The 19792-nt window shown below is 57.6% G+C and carries 16 protein-coding genes and 1 pseudogene; 7 read left to right on the top strand and 10 right to left on the bottom strand.

Translation table 11 applies throughout. The features are described 5' to 3' along the window. The first annotated feature begins 21 nt into the window (after window positions 1-21). Window positions 22-2097, top strand: a complete 2076-nt coding sequence (treS, locus tag IQ22_RS03145) for a maltose alpha-D-glucosyltransferase (RefSeq protein ID WP_145137934.1) — start codon at window positions 22-24, stop codon at window positions 2095-2097. A gap of 10 nt (window positions 2098-2107) precedes the next feature. On the opposite strand, the gene IQ22_RS23130 is transcribed toward treS, so the two are convergent. Next, window positions 2108-2275 (bottom strand): hypothetical protein, encoded by a 168-nt coding sequence (locus IQ22_RS23130; protein WP_158635402.1) that lies wholly within the window; start codon window positions 2273-2275, stop codon window positions 2108-2110. A 115-nt stretch (window positions 2276-2390) separates the two neighbouring features. Between IQ22_RS23130 and IQ22_RS03140 the strand changes: the two genes are divergently transcribed. Together IQ22_RS03140 and bla are read left to right on the top strand one after the other, a co-directional pair. After that, window positions 2391-3122, top strand: coding sequence for a sulfite exporter TauE/SafE family protein (locus IQ22_RS03140; protein ID WP_145137932.1), 732 nt, complete (start codon window positions 2391-2393; stop codon window positions 3120-3122). Window positions 3123-3198: 76 nt separating this feature from the next. Next, window positions 3199-4086 carry a class A beta-lactamase gene (gene bla, locus IQ22_RS03135; RefSeq protein WP_145137930.1) on the top strand — a complete coding sequence of 296 codons (888 nt, stop codon included), beginning with the start codon at window positions 3199-3201 and terminating at the stop codon, window positions 4084-4086. An 84-nt stretch (window positions 4087-4170) separates the two neighbouring features. Here the strand turns inward: bla and IQ22_RS03130 are convergent, their stop codons facing one another. Then, window positions 4171-5481 (bottom strand): methyl-accepting chemotaxis protein, encoded by a 1311-nt coding sequence (locus IQ22_RS03130; protein ID WP_145137928.1) that lies wholly within the window; start codon window positions 5479-5481, stop codon window positions 4171-4173. Between the two features lie 174 nt (window positions 5482-5655). On the opposite strand from IQ22_RS03130, the gene IQ22_RS03125 reads away from it, so the two are divergent. After that, entirely contained in the window at window positions 5656-6024 is a 369-nt protein-coding gene (locus tag IQ22_RS03125; protein ID WP_145137926.1) for a c-type cytochrome, read from the top strand. Between the two features lie 32 nt (window positions 6025-6056). Here the strand turns inward: IQ22_RS03125 and IQ22_RS03120 are convergent, their stop codons facing one another. The 3 genes from IQ22_RS03120 to lhpI form a co-directional block, all read right to left on the bottom strand. Then, the gene (locus tag IQ22_RS03120) at window positions 6057-7340 is read right to left on the bottom strand and encodes an NAD(P)/FAD-dependent oxidoreductase (RefSeq protein WP_208733595.1); all 1284 of its coding nucleotides are present in this window, start codon (window positions 7338-7340) and stop codon (window positions 6057-6059) included. Further along, a complete protein-coding gene (gene nhaC / locus IQ22_RS03115; protein ID WP_145137924.1) occupies window positions 7337-8806 on the bottom strand; it encodes a Na+/H+ antiporter NhaC in 1470 nt (489 codons plus the stop codon). The genes IQ22_RS03120 and nhaC overlap by 4 nt, the downstream gene beginning before the upstream one ends. 195 nt (window positions 8807-9001) lie before the next feature. Then, the gene (lhpI, locus tag IQ22_RS03110; RefSeq protein ID WP_145137922.1) at window positions 9002-9958 is read right to left on the bottom strand and encodes a bifunctional Delta(1)-pyrroline-2-carboxylate/Delta(1)-piperideine-2-carboxylate reductase; all 957 of its coding nucleotides are present in this window, start codon (window positions 9956-9958) and stop codon (window positions 9002-9004) included. 47 nt (window positions 9959-10005) lie between these two features. Between lhpI and IQ22_RS03105 the strand changes: the two genes are divergently transcribed. Continuing rightward, window positions 10006-10932: a helix-turn-helix domain-containing protein gene (locus IQ22_RS03105; RefSeq protein ID WP_208733594.1), complete on the top strand. Its 927-nt coding sequence runs from the start codon at window positions 10006-10008 to the stop codon at window positions 10930-10932. Between the two features lie 214 nt (window positions 10933-11146). Beyond that, complete coding sequence (locus IQ22_RS03100; protein ID WP_145137921.1) at window positions 11147-12121, top strand: sensor histidine kinase; 975 nt, start codon at window positions 11147-11149, stop codon at window positions 12119-12121. A gap of 68 nt (window positions 12122-12189) precedes the next feature. Here IQ22_RS03100 and ppnN read toward each other — a convergent pair whose 3' ends face one another. The 4 genes and pseudogenes from ppnN to IQ22_RS03080 all read right to left on the bottom strand — a co-directional run bounded on the left by ppnN (window position 12190) and on the right by IQ22_RS03080 (window position 15623). Further along, on the bottom strand, window positions 12190-13563 hold the full coding sequence (gene ppnN / locus IQ22_RS03095) for a nucleotide 5'-monophosphate nucleosidase PpnN (protein WP_145137920.1): 1374 nt from the start codon (window positions 13561-13563) through the stop codon (window positions 12190-12192). A 684-nt stretch (window positions 13564-14247) separates the two neighbouring features. Beyond that, window positions 14248-14454, bottom strand: coding sequence for a DUF2934 domain-containing protein (locus tag IQ22_RS03090; RefSeq protein WP_145137919.1), 207 nt, complete (start codon window positions 14452-14454; stop codon window positions 14248-14250). Window positions 14455-14743: 289 nt separating this feature from the next. After that, window positions 14744-15193: pseudogene (locus IQ22_RS03085) on the bottom strand (GNAT family N-acetyltransferase). Between the two features lie 43 nt (window positions 15194-15236). Further along, the gene (locus IQ22_RS03080) at window positions 15237-15623 is read right to left on the bottom strand and encodes a cupin domain-containing protein (protein WP_145137918.1); all 387 of its coding nucleotides are present in this window, start codon (window positions 15621-15623) and stop codon (window positions 15237-15239) included. A gap of 449 nt (window positions 15624-16072) precedes the next feature. On the opposite strand from IQ22_RS03080, the gene IQ22_RS03075 reads away from it, so the two are divergent. Further along, the gene (locus IQ22_RS03075; protein WP_145137917.1) at window positions 16073-17770 is read left to right on the top strand and encodes a subtype B tannase; all 1698 of its coding nucleotides are present in this window, start codon (window positions 16073-16075) and stop codon (window positions 17768-17770) included. A 196-nt stretch (window positions 17771-17966) separates the two neighbouring features. Here the strand turns inward: IQ22_RS03075 and IQ22_RS03070 are convergent, their stop codons facing one another. Next, the gene (locus IQ22_RS03070; protein WP_145137916.1) at window positions 17967-19676 is read right to left on the bottom strand and encodes an amidase; all 1710 of its coding nucleotides are present in this window, start codon (window positions 19674-19676) and stop codon (window positions 17967-17969) included. Window positions 19677-19792 lie beyond the last annotated feature (116 nt).

Genomic DNA, 19792 nt, shown 5'->3' with positions numbered 1-19792 from the left:
ACTCAATGCCCAGGGTCCGATATGACAGCGCCAGATCCCGAATACGTACAATGGCTCGTCGAGCAATCCATGCTTCACCAGGCTCGTCAGCGTGCAAAGACCTACGGTGGGCAGGCCCGCTTCTGGATGCACCCCTATGCCGAAACGCGCCCACGACGGGCAACGGCGGTCGCTTCCGTCTGGTTTACGGCCTATCCCAGTTCGGTGATCACAGGCGCTGGTGATTCGGTACTGAAAACACTCGGGAGCCCAACGCTCTGGCATGCCTTGTCCGCTATTGGCGTTCAGGCCATTCATACCGGCCCGACCAAAGCCTCTGGCGGGCTCAAGGGCTATGAAGCAACACCTACCATTGACGGTAACTTCGACCGGATCAGCTTTGACATTGATCCCCAGTACGGAACAGAAGAGGAATTCATTGCCCTGAGCCGCATGGCCTCGGCGCACAATGCCGTCGTAGTGGATGACGTCATCCCGGCTCACACCGGTAAAGGCGCTGATTTTCGTCTGGCTGAACTGGCCTATGAAGACTATCCCGGCCTCTATCACATGGTTGAGATCAAGCCTGAGGACTGGGAGTTACTGCCGGAAGTCCCGGAGGGCCGCGATGCGGTCAATCTCCCACCGGAAGTTGTCGATACGCTGAAAGAGAAGTGCTACATCGTCGGCCAGCTTCAGCGGGTGATCTTTTTCGAGCCGGGCGTGAAGGAAACGGACTGGAGCGCTACGCCGGTCATCACGGGCGTTGACGGTAAGGACCGGCGTTGGGTGTACCTGCATTACTTCAAGGAAGGACAGCCGGCCCTCAATTGGCTCGATCCCAGCTTTGCCGCACAGCAAATGGTCATTGGCGATGCGCTGCATTCCCTCGACGTGCTTGGCGCACGTGGCCTGCGGCTAGATGCAAACGGGTTTCTCGGCGTAGAGCGGCGAGCCCATGACAAAGCCTGGTCGGAAGGCCATCCGCTTGCCATCGTCGGCAACCAGTTGATTGGTGGCGCAGTGCGTAAGGCAGGCGGTTTCAGTTTTCAGGAATTGAACCTGACCGTGGACGACATTGCCGCCATGAGCAAGGGCGGGGCGGATCTGTCCTACGATTTCATTACCCGTCCGGCCTATCACCATGCGCTGCTGACCGGCGATACCGAATTCCTGCGCCTGATGCTGCGCATCATGCACCAGTACAATATCGACCCGGCTTCGCTGATCCATGCGTTGCAGAATCACGACGAACTCACGCTTGAACTCGTGCATTTCTGGACGTTGCATGCGGACACTAACTTCATGTACCAGGGCCAGACCTGGCGCGGCTCGATCCTGCGCGAGCATATCCGCGAAGTCATGTACGAGCGGCTCAGTGGCGAACATGCGCCGTATAACCTGCGGTTCGTCACCAATGGCGTAGCCTGTACTACAGCCAGCGTAATCGCTGCCGCCCTGGGCATTCGCGAACTCGACTCGATGACCGACGAGGACAAGGCTCGTATTCAGCAGTTACACCTGCTGCTGGCCATGTTCAATGCCCTACAGCCCGGCGTGTTTGCTCTATCTGGCTGGGATTTGGTTGGTGCGTTGCCGCTGCCGTTCGCCCTGGTCGAAGACCGTATGCGTGATGGCGATACCCGCTGGATCGAGCGGGGCGGTTACGATCTAGCGGATGCCAACACCGAGGCCACACATTCCAGCGACGGCCTGCCCAGGGCGGTAAGCCTTTACGGCAGCCTGAACGAGCAACTGGCCAATCCGGACTCGTTTGCCAACAAGCTCAAGCGCCTGTTGGCGGTACGGCAGGCCTATGGCATTGCCTCCAGTCACCAGATTGCCGTGCCGGATGTGGTATCGCCGGGGCTGCTGGTCATGGTTCACGAACTGCCGGCGGGACGTGGTACGCAGATTACCGCTCTCAACTTTGGCGCCACATCGATCCAGGAGACCATTACCCTGAACAACGTGACGCCAGGGCCGGTCGTTGACATGATCAACGAAACCGTAGAAGGCGATCTGTTGGAAAACGGTGAGTTGACCCTCAACCTGGACGGTTATGAAGGACAATGCCTGCGTATCGTTAGTGCTATGCCTAACACAGCGTTTGAGTGACCCAAGCGGCTTAGGCCTGGCGAGACGCGGCGAGTAGACCGCCCGCCAGTAGCCGGGCCTGGGGTGATAAGGCGACAAATCGGTACATGCATGATGGGCTAGCGCCCGGCCCGCGTGTCATGCTCTGGGCTTCATCGACGTTTAGGAAGAGCTTCAGGTCGGTCAGACTGAATCGCATGCAGGCCCGCTGTTCATTGGCTTTCGCCCCAGCCTAAGCCATCGCTCGGAAAATACCGATACTCAATCCGCTGCCAAAGGTGCAGGGTGGTGTTGAATCCCTTCGAGGCAAAAGCATGGCCGTATTGTTTGCCTTTATCGTCTTTCTAGGCGCAGGCCTGGTTAAAGGCGTGCTGGGTATGGGGTTGCCCACTGTTGCCTTGGGGCTGCTGGCGTTGTGCATGCCACCGGCCGAAGCCGCTGCCTTGCTATTGATCCCGTCGCTGGTCACGAACCTGTGGCAGCTATGGGACGGGCCTGCCCTGGGAGCCCTGTTACGGCGCTTCTGGCCCATGATGGTAAGCCTCATTCTAGGCACCCTGATTACGACGCGCTGGCTGGCCGATGCGGGCTCTGGCTGGATTCCGGCCCTGCTAGGGTTGATTCTGATGCTTTATGGCGGTATGGGGCTGATGTCGATCAGATGGTTCGTAGCGCCTCGCCAAGAGGGCAGCCTGTCAATTCTTGTAGGGTTTCTAACCGGACTGGTGACCGGTGCTACCGGTGTTTTCGTCGTGCCGGCTGTACCCTATTTCCAGGCGCTGGGGCTCGGCAAGGAAGCGCTGATCCAGACATTGGGCCTTTCCTTCACGGTCTCTACCGTGGCGCTAGGTGCGGGCCTATGGTGGCACGGCGGGCTGCCGACCGGCTCGCTTGGCGTGTCTGGCCTGATGGTACTGCCGGCCCTGGCAGGGCTAGCCCTGGGCCAGTGGATTCGCCAGCGGCTTAGCGAGGCCGTTTTCAAGCGCTGTTTCTTTTTGGGTTTGCTGCTGTTGGGGTTTCACTCGCTGGTGCGCGCGGTGGGCTGAAGCCACTGGCCGCCTTCGTAGGTGCACAAAAAAGCCGGTACGATGATGCTTCCTGAGCTGCCATGGGAATATGCCGATGAACTCTCTACCTCGCCGGACCTTCTTGCTGGGTGTGTCTGCGCTTCCGCTGATGATAGGTACCGTTTCCACCTGGGCCGCAATCCGACCTGAGCCTGCCGCAACTGAACAGCGACTGGCGAGGCTTGAACAAGAACTTAACGGCCGTTTGGGGGTGTTTGCGTGGGATACGGGAGCGGGCACAGTGCTGCGTTACCGGGCGGATGAGCGCTTTCCCATGAACAGTACGTTCAAGGTCATGCTTGCCGCTGCCATTCTGGCGCAGAACGAAAAGGCCCACGGGTTGCTGGAGCAGCATATCCGTTATACAGAGCATGACTTGGTAACCTACTCACCCATTACTGAAAAACATCTCGCTCAGGGCATGACAATCGCCGAGCTGTGCGCCGCAGCGATCCAATACAGCGACAACACGGCCGCCAATCTGTTGATGGCGCACCTGGGCGGTCCGGCTGCGGTCACGGCATTCGCCCGGTCGATTGACGATGAAATGTTTCGTCTTGACCGTTGGGAGACGGAGCTCAACACGGCGATTCCCGGTGATCCCCGCGACACTTCAACCCCTGAGGCAATGGGCTATAGCCTGCAGCGGCTCGCCTTGGGTGACGCCCTTTCTGCGGCGTCACGTGAACAGCTACAGGCCTGGCTGCGCGGCAATACCACGGGCAACACACGTATCCGCGCTGGCGTGCCCAGCGACTGGCAGGTGGGTGACAAGACCGGCACGGGCGATTACGGCACGGCAAGCGATATAGCCGTGCTCTGGCCGCCCGGACGTGCACCAATGATCATTGCCATTTACACGGCGCAGACGGAGCCGACAGCCAAGGCCCGTAATGACGTGATCGCCTCGGCGGCACGAGTTGTGGCCGAAGCGTTGGGTTAGCCTGCCATAAGGTTGGCCAGTTCGTGTTAGTGGTCGGCCTTTCAGGCCGAGCCGGCACCCGCCGGTATAAAGGCGCTGGAGCGCTTACAGCTCGTTCGCGAAACGCTTTATTGCGGTCACGACCTGCTGGGCTCCATCCTGAATCTCGACGATAGCCGCACCGGCCTGGGTCGCCAGCTCCAGTCCGCGTATCGCCTGCTCGCGGCTGTTGGCCATGTCACGCACGGCATCGTCAACCATCTTCTGGTTTTGCTGGACGACCTCGACAATTTCTTCGGTTGCCGCGCTGGTCCGCCCAGCCAACTGGCGTACCTCATCGGCCACAACGGCAAAACCGCGACCCTGTTCGCCTGCACGCGCCGCCTCGATGGCTGCGTTCAGGGCCAGCAGGTTGGTCTGCGCGGCGATCCCGCCAATGGTTTGCACAATCGAGCTGATAAGCAGCGATTGCTTACCCAACGCCTCGATACCCTGCGCGGCGGACTGCATTTCGGCGGAAATCTGCTGCATGGTGCTTACCGTGTCCTGAACCACAGTGGTACCGCGCTGGGCAATCAGGTCGGTTTGCTGCGAAATATCGTAGGCAGTGCCAGCCGCCTCGCGCACTTCGGTTTCCCGCGTTACTTGGTCGGTAATCAGCGTGGCGAACTTTACAACCTTGTACAGCCTGTTTTGCATGTCGTAGACCGGGTTGTAGGTGGCCTCGAGCCAGACCTCGCGGCCGTGGCTATCAACCCGCTTGAAGCGATCCGCCACGTACTCACCGCGGTTGAGCCGCGCCCAGAAACCCGAGTACTGAGTGGAAGAGGCTTCCTCCGCGGTACAGAACAGGCGATGGTGCTTGCCTACGATCTGGGCCTGCGAATAGCCCATCGTTTTCAGGAACAGGTCGTTGGCCTTGATGACCGTGCCGTCCAGGTTGAACTCAATGACGGCCGTGGAACGCAGCAAGGCGTTAATGAAGTTTTCGTTCTCCTTTGCCAGTTCGACCGACGTGCTGACATCCGAGCCGAAGCCCTGGATATGCATCAGTTCGCCCCGTTCATTACGGATCGGCTGCCAGTGAATCTTTAGCCAGGCGAGGCTGCCATCGGCCCGGAGATAACGATAGTTATCGCTGACGGGCGTGCCCTTGGCCACGGCTGCCCGAAAGTTATGAAAGCAGGGGAGCGTTTTTACATAGGACGGTACGACCTCTGCCATGGGTCGATTCTGCACTTGATGAGCCGAATAACCGAGCGCCTTGAGAAACGCGGCGTTGCAGCTCTGAATCCGAAATTCGGTATCCAGCGTCAACGCTATCATCGAGTCGTTCATGCCATTGAACAATTGGCGTAAAGCGAGCAGCTCTGCGGCCTGGTCTTGCAAATCCTTTTTCAAGCGAGCATTGAACATGGGATACCAATAAGGAGAGAAAGGAGAAAGGGCACCACCTTAACGGTAGGAGTGTGTGGTTTCTTTAGCCTGCTAGGCGCATGCTCTTGAAATAATGGGTAAAGCCAGTAAAAGAAGCATCCAATGACACGTTCGAGCCCTTATTTCCTTGCCTATAGATGACCTGAGGAGCGCATGAAGAAAACGGTTCTATGGATGCTGGCCCTGCTTATTCATCCTGGTGTGCAGGCGGCGAGCGACCTCAATGCCGGCAAGGTGCTGTTCACCCAGCGCTGTGGTAATTGTCATAGCGTTGGGCCCGCTGCCCGTAGCGGCTTTGGTCCGCACCTCAACGGGCTGTTCGGACGCCGTGCGGGCGCTCTGAAGGATTATAACTACTCACCCGCTATGCAGACGTCGGACGTGGTCTGGACGCGAGAAACAGTGACCGCCTTTCTTGCCGATCCTGACGAGGTGGTGCCCGGTACCAAGATGCGGTTTTGGGGGATCAGCGACAAGCAGAGAGTCGAAAAGCTGCTGGACTACCTTGAGCTCCATCAATAGCGCTACGAGGCCGCAGCGCTATTGATGGACATTTAGAAGCGGTCGACTCTGAACAGGTGAGTGTCAACGGCAGGTTCTTCGCCAGTCATGAGGCTGACGACAACTTCGGCGGTTATGGCCGCTTGAGTAACACCCAGATGCTGATTTCCAAAGGCAAACAGTAGGTTCGCATGTGCAGGGTGTTGACTGATTACCGGCAGGGAGTCCGGTAGGGTAGGGCGATGCCCCATCCATTCACTTTTTTGCAAGGAAGGGGTATTCAGCGCTGGAACAAGCGCCTGGCTGTGCTTTAGCAGCGCCTTGAAGCGCCGACTGAAGGGTTTTGCCAGCAAGCCACCGATTTCGGTGAAGCCCACCGCGCGCAGACCTGACTCCAAGGGGCTCAGAACAAAATGACGCTCCGCCGAACCTACCGGGCGGTTAAGTGCCGCAGTGTTGCCCTGTACGGTCAGGTGATAACCCCTTTCGGCCTCCAGCGGTACATCAAGACCGGTCATGTTCAGCAGCGTTCTGCTCCATGCACCGGCACAAATGATCGCGGTATCGCATTTCAGCGTTTCGCGCGGTCCGGTCAGGGTTACCTGCTGTGCGTCAGCCTTCAGGTGGTCAATGGTCTGCTGGACGAATCGTCCCCCGCGGGCCTCGAATACGGCAAACAGCTGCTGGCACAGCAGGTAAGGGTCACGCATCTGGCAGGCATTGGGAAAGAACAAACCATGGGACACTGCCGTGCTTAGGGCTGGCTCCAGTTCGGCAACCTGCTTGGCATCTACCAGGATGTTCTCGATACCCCAGCCTTTCAAATAGCGGCTGTGTTCTTCGGCTTCCGGGCGACGCTCCGGTGATTCCCACACCAGCAGATAGCCCGACGGCACAAGATGATCCGTGGCGTCTATATCCTGCAGGCAGCGCTTCCAGGCGGCGATGGCCTCTCGGTTGAGTTGCCGCAAGCCGTCACAGGAGCGCTCAACCTGCGCCGGCCGGGCTGCAGCCAGGAAGCGCAGCAGCCACGGAAAGCTCTTATGCAGATAACGGATTGGCAGGGAGAGCGGACCCTGCGGGTCCAGCAGCATGCGTGGAGCACGCTGCAGGGTGTCGGTCGTGGCTAATGGATCAATCAGCTCTGTTGCCAGATAGCCGGCATTGCCGAAGGAAGCGCCCCTGCCGGGCTTGTCCCTGTCGATCAGGGTCACCTGATAGCCTGCGCGCTGCGCTTGCAGCGCTGTGCACAGGCCAACGATGCCCGCGCCGACGACGGCGACACCTGGAGTGGCCGAAGGCATGGCTGAGGACTGCATGGTACTACTTTGTTTCATCGTTCACTCACTGGCTGGAGCCCCGCGGTATCGCCCGATACTGGCGGCTCATTCTGCGCGCGTTTGCAGAACCAGCCCATCTGCGCATAGAAGATGCCAATCAAGGGGGAGAGCCAGCACGCAAACGCCAGCGGGGCGTAGAGCAGCGTACTGTAATCGCCGGACGCAACGCCCAGGCCCAGCGTGCCAATCACAAAGGCGCCTCCGGCATTCCATGGAATGAGCGGCGACATCAGCGTACCGCCTTCCTCGATAGCGCGAGACAGGTTGAGGCGGCTATAGCCCAGGCGATCATATTCAGGGCCGTACATCCGCCCGGGCAGCGCAATGGACAGGTACACATCGCCGGCAACGGCATTGGTAGCGATGGAGGTCAGGATCGCGTTGCGCTGCAAGCCCTTGATGCCTCGGCTCATGCGCATTACGGCTGCCACAACCGACTCCAGGCAGCGAGTGCGTTCGAGCGCCCCGCCAAAAGCCAGTGCGAACATCATCAGCGTCACGACCCAGGTCATCGACGTGACCCCGCCGCGATTGAGCAGGCTATCCAGCGATGCGCTGCCGCTTTCGATCTTGAATCCAGCGTGGGCAAAGGCGAGCAACTGATTGAAGTTGTAACCGTAGTTGATGAACGCCACAACGCCGCCCAGCGCGAAACCTGTAAACAGAGCGGGAATCGGCGCGACCTTGAAGAAAGCCAGGGCCATGACTACAAGCAGCGGTAACAGGGCCAGCACGCCCATATCGAAATTCGCGCGAAGACCTTCCTTGAGCTGGCGAATCTGCTCGAGCTGGCTGTCATCGACCATGACCTGGCCACCTGCAAGCAGATAGAGCACAAAGGCAATCAGCATGGCTGGGATCGTGGTCGGCATCATGTTGCGGATGTGGTCGAACACGTTGGTTTCCGTAACGGCAGCGGCCAGGTTGGTGGTATCCGACAACGGCGAAACCTTGTCACCAAAAAACGAACCGGAAACAACAGCGCCTGCGACCCAATAAAGTGGAATACCAAAGGCGGTTCCGATGCCTACCAAGGCAAGCCCGATGGTGCCGACGGTTGTCCAGCTCGACCCGATGGCCAGCGATACGAGCGAACAAAGCAGCATGGAGGCTACCAGGAACCAGGCGGGATTGATCAGCTCCAGCCCGTAGTAGATAAGCATTGGTACGGTGCCGCTGGCGATCCACACGCTCACCAGCATGCCTACCAGAATCAGCGTGGCAATGGCGGGCATGGCAACGTGTAGGACGTGGAAGGCACCTTCTTCGATATCCTTCCAGCGATAGCCCTGTATCCAGCCCACAATGCCGGTAATGGCAAAGCCTATGGCCAGTGGGATGTGAGGTGTGAAGTCACCGTAGTAGATGATCTGCAGGCTGAGCAGCCCGATGGTGAGCACAATGGGGATCAAGGCCAGCCAGATATTTGGCGGCGCAATAACCGGAGAATGGGTGTCTGTCATGAGTGGCTCCCCAGAGGGTGACGACGCAAGCGTCCTCACCCCTATCGTTGTTTTTTTAAGAGCCTGTTCACATCTGCTGCGCGTTAGATACGACTCCTGGGTGGAGCCGTCGAGACGTCCTCATTCTATTTTGCAAAGTCGTAAACAGGTTTCGGAAAGATATATACAAGAACGAATGTCTGAACCGCTGCCTGCTTAGGTGTGATTGCTATGCGCCAGAATAGCGGCGGCAAGATCTTCTCGTGAGTCTCCTACGGACTTGAACAATGTCATGGCCTCGTCAGGATTCGCCAGTGCACGGCGCCCGGCATGCTGTTTGCGGCAAAGCTCGCTTAGTTCAGCCACGATCTTGTCAGCGCTGATCGCGCCCTCTCGGATCGGAATGATCAGGTCACCGGTTTCGCTCAGGGTACCCGCCCGGGTATCCACAAACACGTCGCACCGCTGCATGGCGCGGTTGTCAGTCTCGCGCATCGTAGGTGTAAAGCTGCCGATCAGGTCGAGGTGAACGCCTGGCTTCAGCCAGTCCCCCAGAATGACCGGCTCAGTGGCCAGCGTTGCACAGCTGACGATGTCCGCCTCGCCAACACAGTGTTGCAGTTGGTCGTCGCGGCAAACCTTGGCATTGATTTCGGCGGCTGTGAGTTCGGCGACCAGCGCGGCTGAGGCTGCCTCGTTGCGATCCCAGACATGCACTTTGGTGATCGGGCGTACACTCATGTGAGCAGGAATCAGGCGACGCCCCATACGGCCTGCACCTACCATCAACAGATGGTTCGCGTTTTCCCGCGAGAGAAACATCGATGCCAGGGCCGAGGCAGCAGCGGTACGGCGTGCCGTCAGCTCGTTGCCCTCGAGCAGGCATAGTGGTTGCCCGGTTTTCCCGCAGCTCAGCAGGTAGTGGCTGCTCAGGCCGGGCAGGTTGCGGCTGTTGTTGCCGGGAAACACGTTAACCTGCTTGACGCCCAGGTACTCGCCCTCGATCCAGGCGGGCATGAGCAGCAAGGTGGCTTCCGGCTCACCGGGTACGTTAACCGCATGATGATGGCGGATGGGCGCACAGACATCATCACGCGCGAACATGGCACTTAGCGCTTCAATCAGGCGGGGCCATGGGAGGGCATTGCGGACTTGCTCGGCGTTCAGTTGCATGGCGGCGATTTCCGTTGTTAGGTACGCAAAGACGAGAGGATGTGCAGGTGTCCCTGACTTCCCGTATCCTCATGGTATTCACACGCTGTGCCGTGCCATTGACCCAGACGCTGGAGTTCTATACCCAGGCTATGAATCGATCCGGGCATTCCTTGCTACAGTCCAACGCAATGAGCAGCAGTCAGGCTCGTCGCAATGTTATTGCCTGCCAGAGCGGAGAGCACTGTCACGACTACGCTCAAGTCCTGTTTGGCTGGCGTGGACGAATGGATTGCGAGTTCGATCACTCCGCTGGTCGTCTTTCCATGGGCAAGGCCGCGCTGGTCCCGGCTTCGGCATCACATCTGTACACCGGCCTCACGGAAGACAGCGAGCTGCTTGTCCTGGACATTGCCTGGGGCGATCCCTTGGTCCAGGCGCTGGAGCAGGCATGCAATGTGTCGTTTGCCGATACTTTGTTTAGCTGTGCGGATTTCATGTGCCTTGATGCCCAAACCCTGGCGCTGATCGAGTTCGCTACGGCGCAACTGAAGCGGACGGAGGGGCAGGCACGCGCCCTGGTGACCTGCCAGCTGGTAACGTTACTGCTGACTCAGCTGTCGCAGCTCTGTACCTCAGAGGTGAAGCCGACACTGCTGAACGCACGCCTGGATCTCACAGAGCTTGATCGGCTGATCAACGAACGTCTGGACCAGCCGCCAACCAATCGTGAGCTGGCTGCCCGGGTGAACCTGAGCGAAAGTCATTTCAATTATGTGTTTCACAAACAGTACGGCATGACGCCACAGCAGTATGTAATGAATGTACGCCTGCGCCGAGCACAGTTTCTTCTGCTTAATAGCGCCATGTCTCTGACGGCCGTGGCGGTTGAAGTCGGATTTGCTGATGCATCAAGCTTCTCGCGGGCTTACAAGTGCCGTTTCAACGAAACACCCGGGTCGCTACGCCGTGTGCTAACCAAGGGTAGTCGTTAGTCAACACGTCTAATGGCCTATACACAGCCCAACCCAATGCCACGCATGACGCCTTGAGCAACAGACTGCACGTTGCTTTTGATGGCGCTTTGATATTTGATGAAGAACGGGCTTTCGAGCAGTGCCTGGGACGTTTCGCTGTTTTGTTTGTCTTTTTTTTACTCCATTGGCATCGGGACCTTCTTTGAGAGAGTGTATCCTTCGCACCACCTTGATGTTTAGAAACCGCCCCTGGCTGGCGCACGTAACCGGGCTCCTGGCATTTGGCCTGGCGCTGTTTATCCGTCTTGGCCTGTCCGACGTGCTTTCTGGCGGATTTCCCTATCTGACGTTCTTTCCCGCAGTCATCCTGACGACCTTTTTTTGCGGAACGCGGCCCGGTGTCGTCTGTGCAATGCTATCGGGCGTGGCCTCCTGGTATTTCTTCATTACACCGGCTTATTCGCTCCATCTGGATGGTCAGGGCATTCTGGCGATGGTGTTCTATGCCTTTATCGTCTCGGTGGATATCGCCTTGATTCACTTCATGCATGTTGCAAGTGATCGGCTGCGCGAGCAGCAGGCTGTTACGGAAGGTCTCTATCAGCAGCAGCGAACGATGTTTCAGGAGCTGCAACACCGGGTCGCCAACAACATGCAGTTTGTGGCAGCGTTGTTGAAGATGCAGCGGCGTAAGGTCAGCGAAGACCCGATTGCTACGGCAGCCCTGGACGAGGCGCGTGAACGGCTTGAGATGCTGGCGCAGATCCACCGGCATCTGTATGCACCCGAGCGGGCCAATCTACCCGTCAGCCAACATCTTCAGGAACTATGCACCGGCTTGCTAGAGGCTACAGGAGCGAAAAACATTGTCTGCAAGGTTAGTGCGCCGCCCATCACTTTGGATCTGACGCGACTAACTACCCTGTCTCTGCTAGTCGTGGAGGTCATGACCAATGCCGTCAAGCATGCGTTTACGACAGACGCTCACGGTACGATTACCGTCCAGCTGGAGATGACTACACCCGATACGTACAGCCTGATCATTACCGATGACGGCAAAGGCGTCCCGGCCTCTTTTGCCAAGGTCTCAAGCAAGAGCCTGGGCCTTACGATCATCCAGAGTCTTTCAAGCCAATTAGGCGGTCGGGTCGAATACCATAGCGGGCAGGGTACGACGGTCCGCGTGCAGTTTCCTGTCACGGCCTAAGCGACTGGCCAAGCCTGCTTCGTACAATGGATAGCTGTACGAAGCAGGTGGACTGATGGGCTCTCGTGTTATGTCACGACCCGGTAGCAGGGCTCATAGGGCGCACCACCTGGTAGCTTCATGCGGTGCTGTTCGACAAAGGCTTGCAGCAGGCGATCCAGTGGCTGCATGACGGCCGTATCGCCATGGATTTCGTAAGGGCCGTACTGCTCGATGAGGCGGATGCCTTTGTCCTTCACGTTACCGGCAACAATGCCCGAGAAGGCGCGGCGCAAGTTGGCGGCCAGCTCATGGGGCGGCAAATCGCGGCTCAGGTTCAGGCTTGCCATGTTCGCATGCGTGGGATCGAAGGGGCGCTGGAAACCTTCCTCGATCTTGAGCAGCCAGTTGAAGTGGAAGGCATCATTACGCTCCCGACGGAACTGTTTGACGTTTTTCAAGCCTTGCGCCATCTGCCGTGCTACTTCAGCAGGGTCATCGACAATAATCTGATAATGCTGCTGGGCCGCTTCGCCCAGGGTTGCACTGATAAAGGCATGCAGCTGCTCCAGGTAGGGTGTCGCGCTCCGAGGGCCGGTCAGGATGACAGGGAACGGCAAATCCTTATTGTCCGGGTGCATGAGGATGCCGAGCAGGTAGAGAAACTCTTCAGCCGTCCCGGCGCCGCCTGGGAAAATGATGACGCCATGGCCGACCCGAACAAAGGCCTCCAGGCGCTTCTCGATATCCGGCAGGATCACCAGCTCGTTCACGATCGGGTTAGGCGCTTCGGCGGCAATAATGCCGGGCTCGGTCAGCCCCAGGTAACGGCCACCAATGATCCGCTGTTTGGCATGGGCAATGGTGGCGCCTTTCATAGGGCCTTTCATCACGCCGGGGCCGCAGCCAGTACAGATGTCGAGGCTGCGCAGCCCCAACTCATGGCCTACTTTCTTAGTGTATTTGTATTCTTCGCTGCTGATCGAGTGGCCGCCCCAGCACACCACCATCTTGGGCTCTACACCAGGCCGTAGCGTGCGGGCGTTGCGCAAGAGGTGAAAGACGTAATCGGTGATACCTTGAGACGTACTCAGATCGATACGCAGGCTTTCCAGCTCGCTCTCGCTATAAACGATATCGCGCAGGGCGCTGAATAGCATTTCACGAGTACTGGCGATCATTTCGCCGTCAACGAAGGCATCTGCCGGGGCGTTGATCAGCTCCAGACGGACCCCCCGGTCCTGCTGGTGGATACGTACCTCGAAATCCTGGTAAGCCTCGAGAATCGTTTTGGCATTGTCGCTATGCGCGCCGGTGTTAAGGATTGCCAGGGCGCATTGGCGGAACAGGGCATAAATGCTACCTGATCCTGCTTCGCTCAACTGTTGCACTTCACGTTGAGAGAGCGTTTCCAGACTGCCCTTGGGGCTTACCGAAGCGTTGATTACATGTCGTGAGGCCATTCTAGATTTCCTGTAAACAGTGCCGTCGAGCCAGGAAAAGCGGCGGCATCAGGAGGGTGGATGTCGAACAGGATCGTGCGTAGCGGGTAACGTGGCTCGCCGGTTGCAGGCCGGGAAAGGAGCGCATGAAGCGGCTTCGAGGCCGGAGATGATGGTCATGCAGGGGAATGCGGTCGTTTAGCGCCAATCAATGATGTCCTGATCCTGACCGGCTTGCAGGCCGGTATGAAAGCACTACGGATGAACCTGTTCGACACGCTGAAGTCCGGTTATTTCATCTTGAAGAGTAAAGGAGCAGGTGCGTTCAGTTCATGCGTCTCCGTCTACGATAAAGCGCTGGGCTGATCGGCTGGCGATCTGCCAACATGCTACTTCTTTATACCCTAGGACGGGTCATAAGGTTCGCCCTATCGTTTTAGCATGATCGCGTAGTCTTTCATAAGGGACTTTGAGGTCGAGTCTTCCCGTAAAGCCTTAAGCCAGGCAGGGGGAACATATGAGATAGCGGCGGCGAGAGGGTTTAAGCACCTGTGGGCTGGCGTAATGGCCTGTGTAGCAGATCTTTTGCGGCTTATCATGCAAGAAGTCATTTCGGGCTGTGAAGAGTTCAGCTGTTTGCGCCCAAGAATTTTCATGAAAGGATAAGGGCAGCAGGAGACGCCGCCCTTGAAAGCCTTGCTGGTTTTAGTGCTCGGTCTCTTCCCCTGCGCCTGGCTTGGGCATGGGTTGCGCGACACTGGTTTCGATACCGCCCGAGTGCGGGTCGTTATCCGCATCATAGTCGATGCTTTCCTGCGCTCGACGCCAATGCTCGAAGCCCTGTCCATCCGGGCGGCCCTCCGCTTCCCAGATCTCGTAGGCACGTTCGCGAATGCGTTGTTCCAGATCCATTGCAATTACCCTCTGGTTGAGCTCAGTTCCGGCAAGGCCAAGGCTATACGGCTGTCTTGCATCTGCTGGCCTGAGTAGGTTGTGTCATCTTCCGCGCTGCCTGTAGCAGGCAGTACGACGGTCCTATACAAGGGATAATTTATGCCTGCAGTCGTTCCAGCAAGGGGTTCAGCGCCCGACGAAAGCTCTGTGCTCTGGTTAGGCAGAAGCGCAGCGAAGAGGAAGCGCAAACAGCTGGTGCGGCGAATCAGGAGAGGCTAGGATCATCACAACAAGGCGAACGTTATTTTCATAGGACTCGTTCCATGATGAGTGTGCGCTCCTCGCCATGGTAGTGGTCCCGTACAAAACGGTAGCCCAGCTGAGCATAAAAGCGTTCGGCTGTAACCGATGAAGGCACAGTCAGCAGGGCTACACCAGAGGCCCTGGCGGCCTGCTCAACAGTAGCCATCAATTGCCGGCCGATACCATGCCCCTGATGGGCCGGTGCCACAAAACCGGTTCGCACGACGGCTCCCTCCAGGCTGGCCGTACCGACAATGCGATCCTCTATGACGGCGACGAATACGGCTCGTCAGGCTAGCAACTCCTGAACCGAGGCGGGACTAAAGCTCTTCTCAACCTGCTTGATAATAGCGGGAGGGTAGTCCCTGGCATTGGTTTCACGAAGCGCCGTGATAATGACATGACTGATGCTGGCAGCGTCCTCTTGGCGGGCCGCTCGGATTGTACAGGGCATGTTTGCTTTCCTTTTAGTGAGACCATCAGGCTGGACGTGCGCCTCATACCCAGACATCATTCATCGCCGTCCGCTCACCGCCCTCGTTACCCGTATTCACTACGCCACGCGGTTCGATCAGCAGAAGTTTTACCTCGCATTCGGCGTAGGGCTTATGTTCAATGCCTTTGGGTACTACATACATTTCTCCAGTATTGAGATACACCTCGCCGTCACGAAAATCGATACGCAGGGAACCGTCCAGCACTATGAAGGTTTCGTCTGTTTCATCGTGAGTATGCCAGAGGAAATCACCTTCGATTTTCACGATTTTGAACTGATAGTCGTTCATTTCAGCAATGACCTTGGGCCTCCACTGCTCGCTGAGCAAGGATAGCTTGTGCATAAAATTTACTGCTGAGTAGGTCGTTCTCGGGTGATTGTGTGTCATGACGTGGCACTCTCTAAAAGATGCCTTAGCGTGGCGTGTAGGTGGTTAGCGGTCTTGTACGATTGTGCCGCTTATCAACCGTAGCTCTTGGAAACTGATAAGTCCCTTCTTTTGAAGCAGGTATGGCCTTCCTCATAAATCAACCGTATTTACCATGAGGAAGGAACTTGGTTTCTTTAGGGTACCTGTTGGAATCGGGTGGTTAAAAATCAACAAATGAAGGGAATATGCTTTGTGGATGCAGGCATCAAAAAAGCCGTATAAGAAGAACGCATAGCTAAAAAACTCAAATGCATCACTGTAGAGCAAGAGTCATGTTTGGATTGAATGAGATTCAATTCGGTGGCTGCTGCTTTGGCCGCCCTGCTTTGATAAGCCAGTTGAGTGGTCGGCCTTAATCAAAGAACGGAAAAACAAAAACAACCAAGTCTCTTTGTTAGGAGAAAGCTATGTGGGCCACGTCCATGAAGTTCCCGTTTAGAAGAATGGTTCTTTGCGGGGCACTGGGAGCTACGGCATCATTTTCTGTCTATGCAAGCAATGGCAATAACCAGGATGCGCTGAGATTCAATCCCGACAGCGGCGGTACGGCAGGCCAGGTAAGCGTGTACGGGCAGACGGTCAACTACACGGCCTATACGGTTTCCTACGTATCCAAGCCGGTCAAGGCCGATCAGCAGGTCATGACTATCTACATCCCCTCGACCGCTACAAAGAACTCCGCCATCTTCATGCCGCTCAACACCGGCGGATACAACCAGATCAGCCTTTCTGCTCCAGCGGATGTGACTGAGGATAATGAGTCCGGTTCTACCCGTGCCGCCGCCCTGGCGTTGTCGAAGGGTATCGTTGTTGTAAGCCCTGCCGGGCGTGGTCGTAACACCACCATGGATGTCAACGGTGTCACCACCGAAGTGGGCAACGGTCCGGCGGCCATCGTCGATCTGAAAGCTGCGGTGCGTTATTTGAAGCACAACGACAGCGTCATGCTGGGGAGTGCCGAAAAAATCGTCATCAGCGGTACCAGCGGCGGCGGGGCATTCAGCTCGCTGATCGGCGCTACTGGTGATAGTCCGGTCTTCAAGCGCTACCTGAACGAAATCGGTGCGGCTAACGCCAGTGACAGCGTTTTTGCGGTATCGCCTTTCTGTCCGATTACCGATATCGACAATGCCAACGCCGCCTATGAATACTTCTTCTATGGTTCCGGCATCACTACGGTCAATCGCAGCAGTACGTCGATCCTGACCATGACGGCCAATGACCAGCGCTTGTCCGGCGTCATGGCCAACATGTATCCCAACTACATCAACGGCCTCGGTCTGAAGAACCCCAATACCGGCGTACCGCTGAGGCTGAATAGCTACAGCCCTGACGCGGTTATGGGCGGCTCCTATCGGAACTACCTGTACGGCATCCTGGGTGACTCTGCGACCCGGTTCATCATCGATTCCGGCTATGTGAACGCGGATGGCAGCCTGAACGAGGACGGACAGGCCTACATGTCCACACCAACCGCCATGAATGGTGCGACTTCCGGCCTGGCACCGCAGGACTTCATCGGCTGGAATGCCAGTACCAAGACCGCAACGCTGACCAGTTGGAAAAACTTTCTCCGGTTCATGAACCGCCTGAAGCCTGTTGGTGCATTCGATAACGGCTTCTATTACGTTACTGGCGAAATGGATGTGTTCAACACCGACCCGACGGCCTTGCAAAATGACGTTACCGTCGCAGAGGGGTGGAATCATTTCGACGTCAACCTGGGTGATGCCATTGTCAAGGCTGGGCTGAAAGGTGTTTCGGGGTATACCAGCCTAAATAACTTCAAGGTGCCGGATGCGGTCGCTCAGTGGGCTGCGATGATGAACCCGATGTATTTCATCGTGAAGAGCAAGCGCAATACAGGACTTGACGTGAACCCCTATGCCGCTCAGATGTATAACACGAGCAAGGTCGCCAAGCACTGGCGCATCCGCGTAGGTTCCTATGACCGTGACTCCTCACCGTTCATCTCGATGAACCTGGCCACGGCCCTACAAAACCAGGGTAAGGACGTCGACTACAAGATTGCCTGGAACCAGCCGCATAGCGGCAACTACGACAACGTTGACATGATCAACTGGATCCTCAAGATCTCCCAGTAACAACAGAGGCTACCTGTACCGGAGGCGCCTCCGGTACAGGTGGTAGGTTTCACTGCTAAACAAGGAGGCTTTCACTAGCCTCCCTTCAATGCGTAAAAAGGCTTCTGTTTTAGTCTGTAGCCCTAATCGCAAAGTATCTGTCTCTACTCAACGACACCGGAGCGGACGCCCGAGTGAATGCCCGCCCCAGCGTTGGTCAGTTGCCCTGTAAGGGCGGAGTACGTGGCGGGATCATTCGTCTCGATCCTGTTGACTCGAAGGCCGACGCAAAGCGAAGCAGAGAGGTATCGTCATAAGCCTTGCCGGCAAAGGTCAGCCCTACAGGCATGCCAATATCCGCCATGAGACCCATCGGCACGGTAACTGTAGGCACGCCCAGGTGGCGGATCGCAAGGTTGCCGTTGGCGACCCAGACGCCGTTGCTCCAGGCGATATCCGCCGACTCTGGATTGATGTCCGCATCTGCCGGCGCAACATCGGCAACGGTCGGGAAAATCACGGCGTCCAAGCCCCGCTGCGCCATCCAATCCTCAAGATCGATCTTTCGCGTTTTCTCAAGCCCCCGCAGCCCGTCTGGAAGCGTGGCGATTTTGTCCCAGGGTGTAATACCGCGTTCGGCCATCTTCACGTACTCGTCCATGCCGGCGGCAAGGTCGCCTTCCCGATTGGGCAGGGTTCCCGGATCGTGCGGGAAGATCTGCGGGCCATCCACATCGACCAGCCGGTTCAAATGAGGATCGCCGTTAGCCTGCAGGAAGTCGTCGAACGCCCAGGCAGTCAGTTCCCAGAGCTCGTCATGCAAGAATTCCTTCGACACCAGCCCCCGATTGAACACGGTTGGCGCACCGGGGCGGTCGCCCTCGCAGTTGGAGACCAGCGGAAAGTCAACGTCCACTACCTCGGCACCCGCCGCTTCGAGGGCTTGGCGCGCCTGCTCCCAGAGTGCGATCACCGTGGGGCGGGTATTGATTCGCTGCCCCGTCGGGCCGCCGATACCGGGGTTTTCGCTTGTGCCTGCCTCGGGGTCGGCATTGATGAACATGCGCGGCACGCCAAAGCGCTTGCCAGCCAGGGCGGAGGCCTCCGCAGCCAATGCCTTGTAGGACTCAGGACGTACTGCATTCACCGGGGGAATCGGCACCCAAGGCTGCATCCGCCACAGGTCTCCCCGGGTTTCGGGATCTTCCGCCACGATCACGTCCAGCACCTCAAGCAGGTCCGCCATGGTTCGAGTAAAGGGCACGACAACATCCATCGTTGGCGTCAGCGGCCAGTTTCCCCGCACCGAAATCACACCACGCGAAGGTGTGTAAGCGCACAAACCGTTGTTCGAGGCCGGGCCTCGTCCGCTTGACCAGGTTTCTTCCGCAAGGCCAAAGGCCGCAAAGCTGGCGGCAGTGGCTGTACCGGCACCGTTCGAGGAGCCCGAGGCGAAGGGGGCGGTAAGGTAGTTGGCGCTATATGGGCTTTCCGCACGGCCATAAACGCCCCGTTGCATACCGCCGTTTGCCATGGGAGGCATGTTGGTCTTGCCCAGGCAGATCGCGCCGGCTGCACGAAGCCGTTCGATGGTAAAGGCGTCGCGGTAGGCAACCAGGTCCTTGAATGCGGGACTACCAGAAGCTGCCGTCAGCCCTTTGACCAAATAGCTGTCCTTGGCGGTATAGGGGATGCCATCCAGCGGGCCTAGGGTTTCGCCCCGAGCACGGCGGGCGTCTGAGGCCTCGGCCTCCTTGAGTGCATCGGGGTTTCGAACCACGACCGCATTAAGGGCGGTGGGTGTGTTGGGCGCATCGTAGGCGTCGATCCGGGCGAGATAGGCTTGCACCAGCTCGACCGCAGTCGTCTGCCCCGACTCAAGCGCGGCACGCAACGCGGCAATGGAAACCTCGGTTACTTCGATCATGCTGTCACCACTGTTTGCGGATAGGTAATGGAGTGGTAATGCACACACTCATGTTGTTCCCCTGTACCGATAGCGTAGAGGCATCCGGTATATCGATACCGTCGCTCGTATCGCCC

Source organism: Pseudomonas duriflava (assembly GCF_007830155.1).
GTDB lineage: Bacteria > Pseudomonadota > Gammaproteobacteria > Pseudomonadales > Pseudomonadaceae > Chryseomonas > Chryseomonas duriflava.
This window is presented reverse-complemented; position numbering and strand designations above follow the sequence as displayed.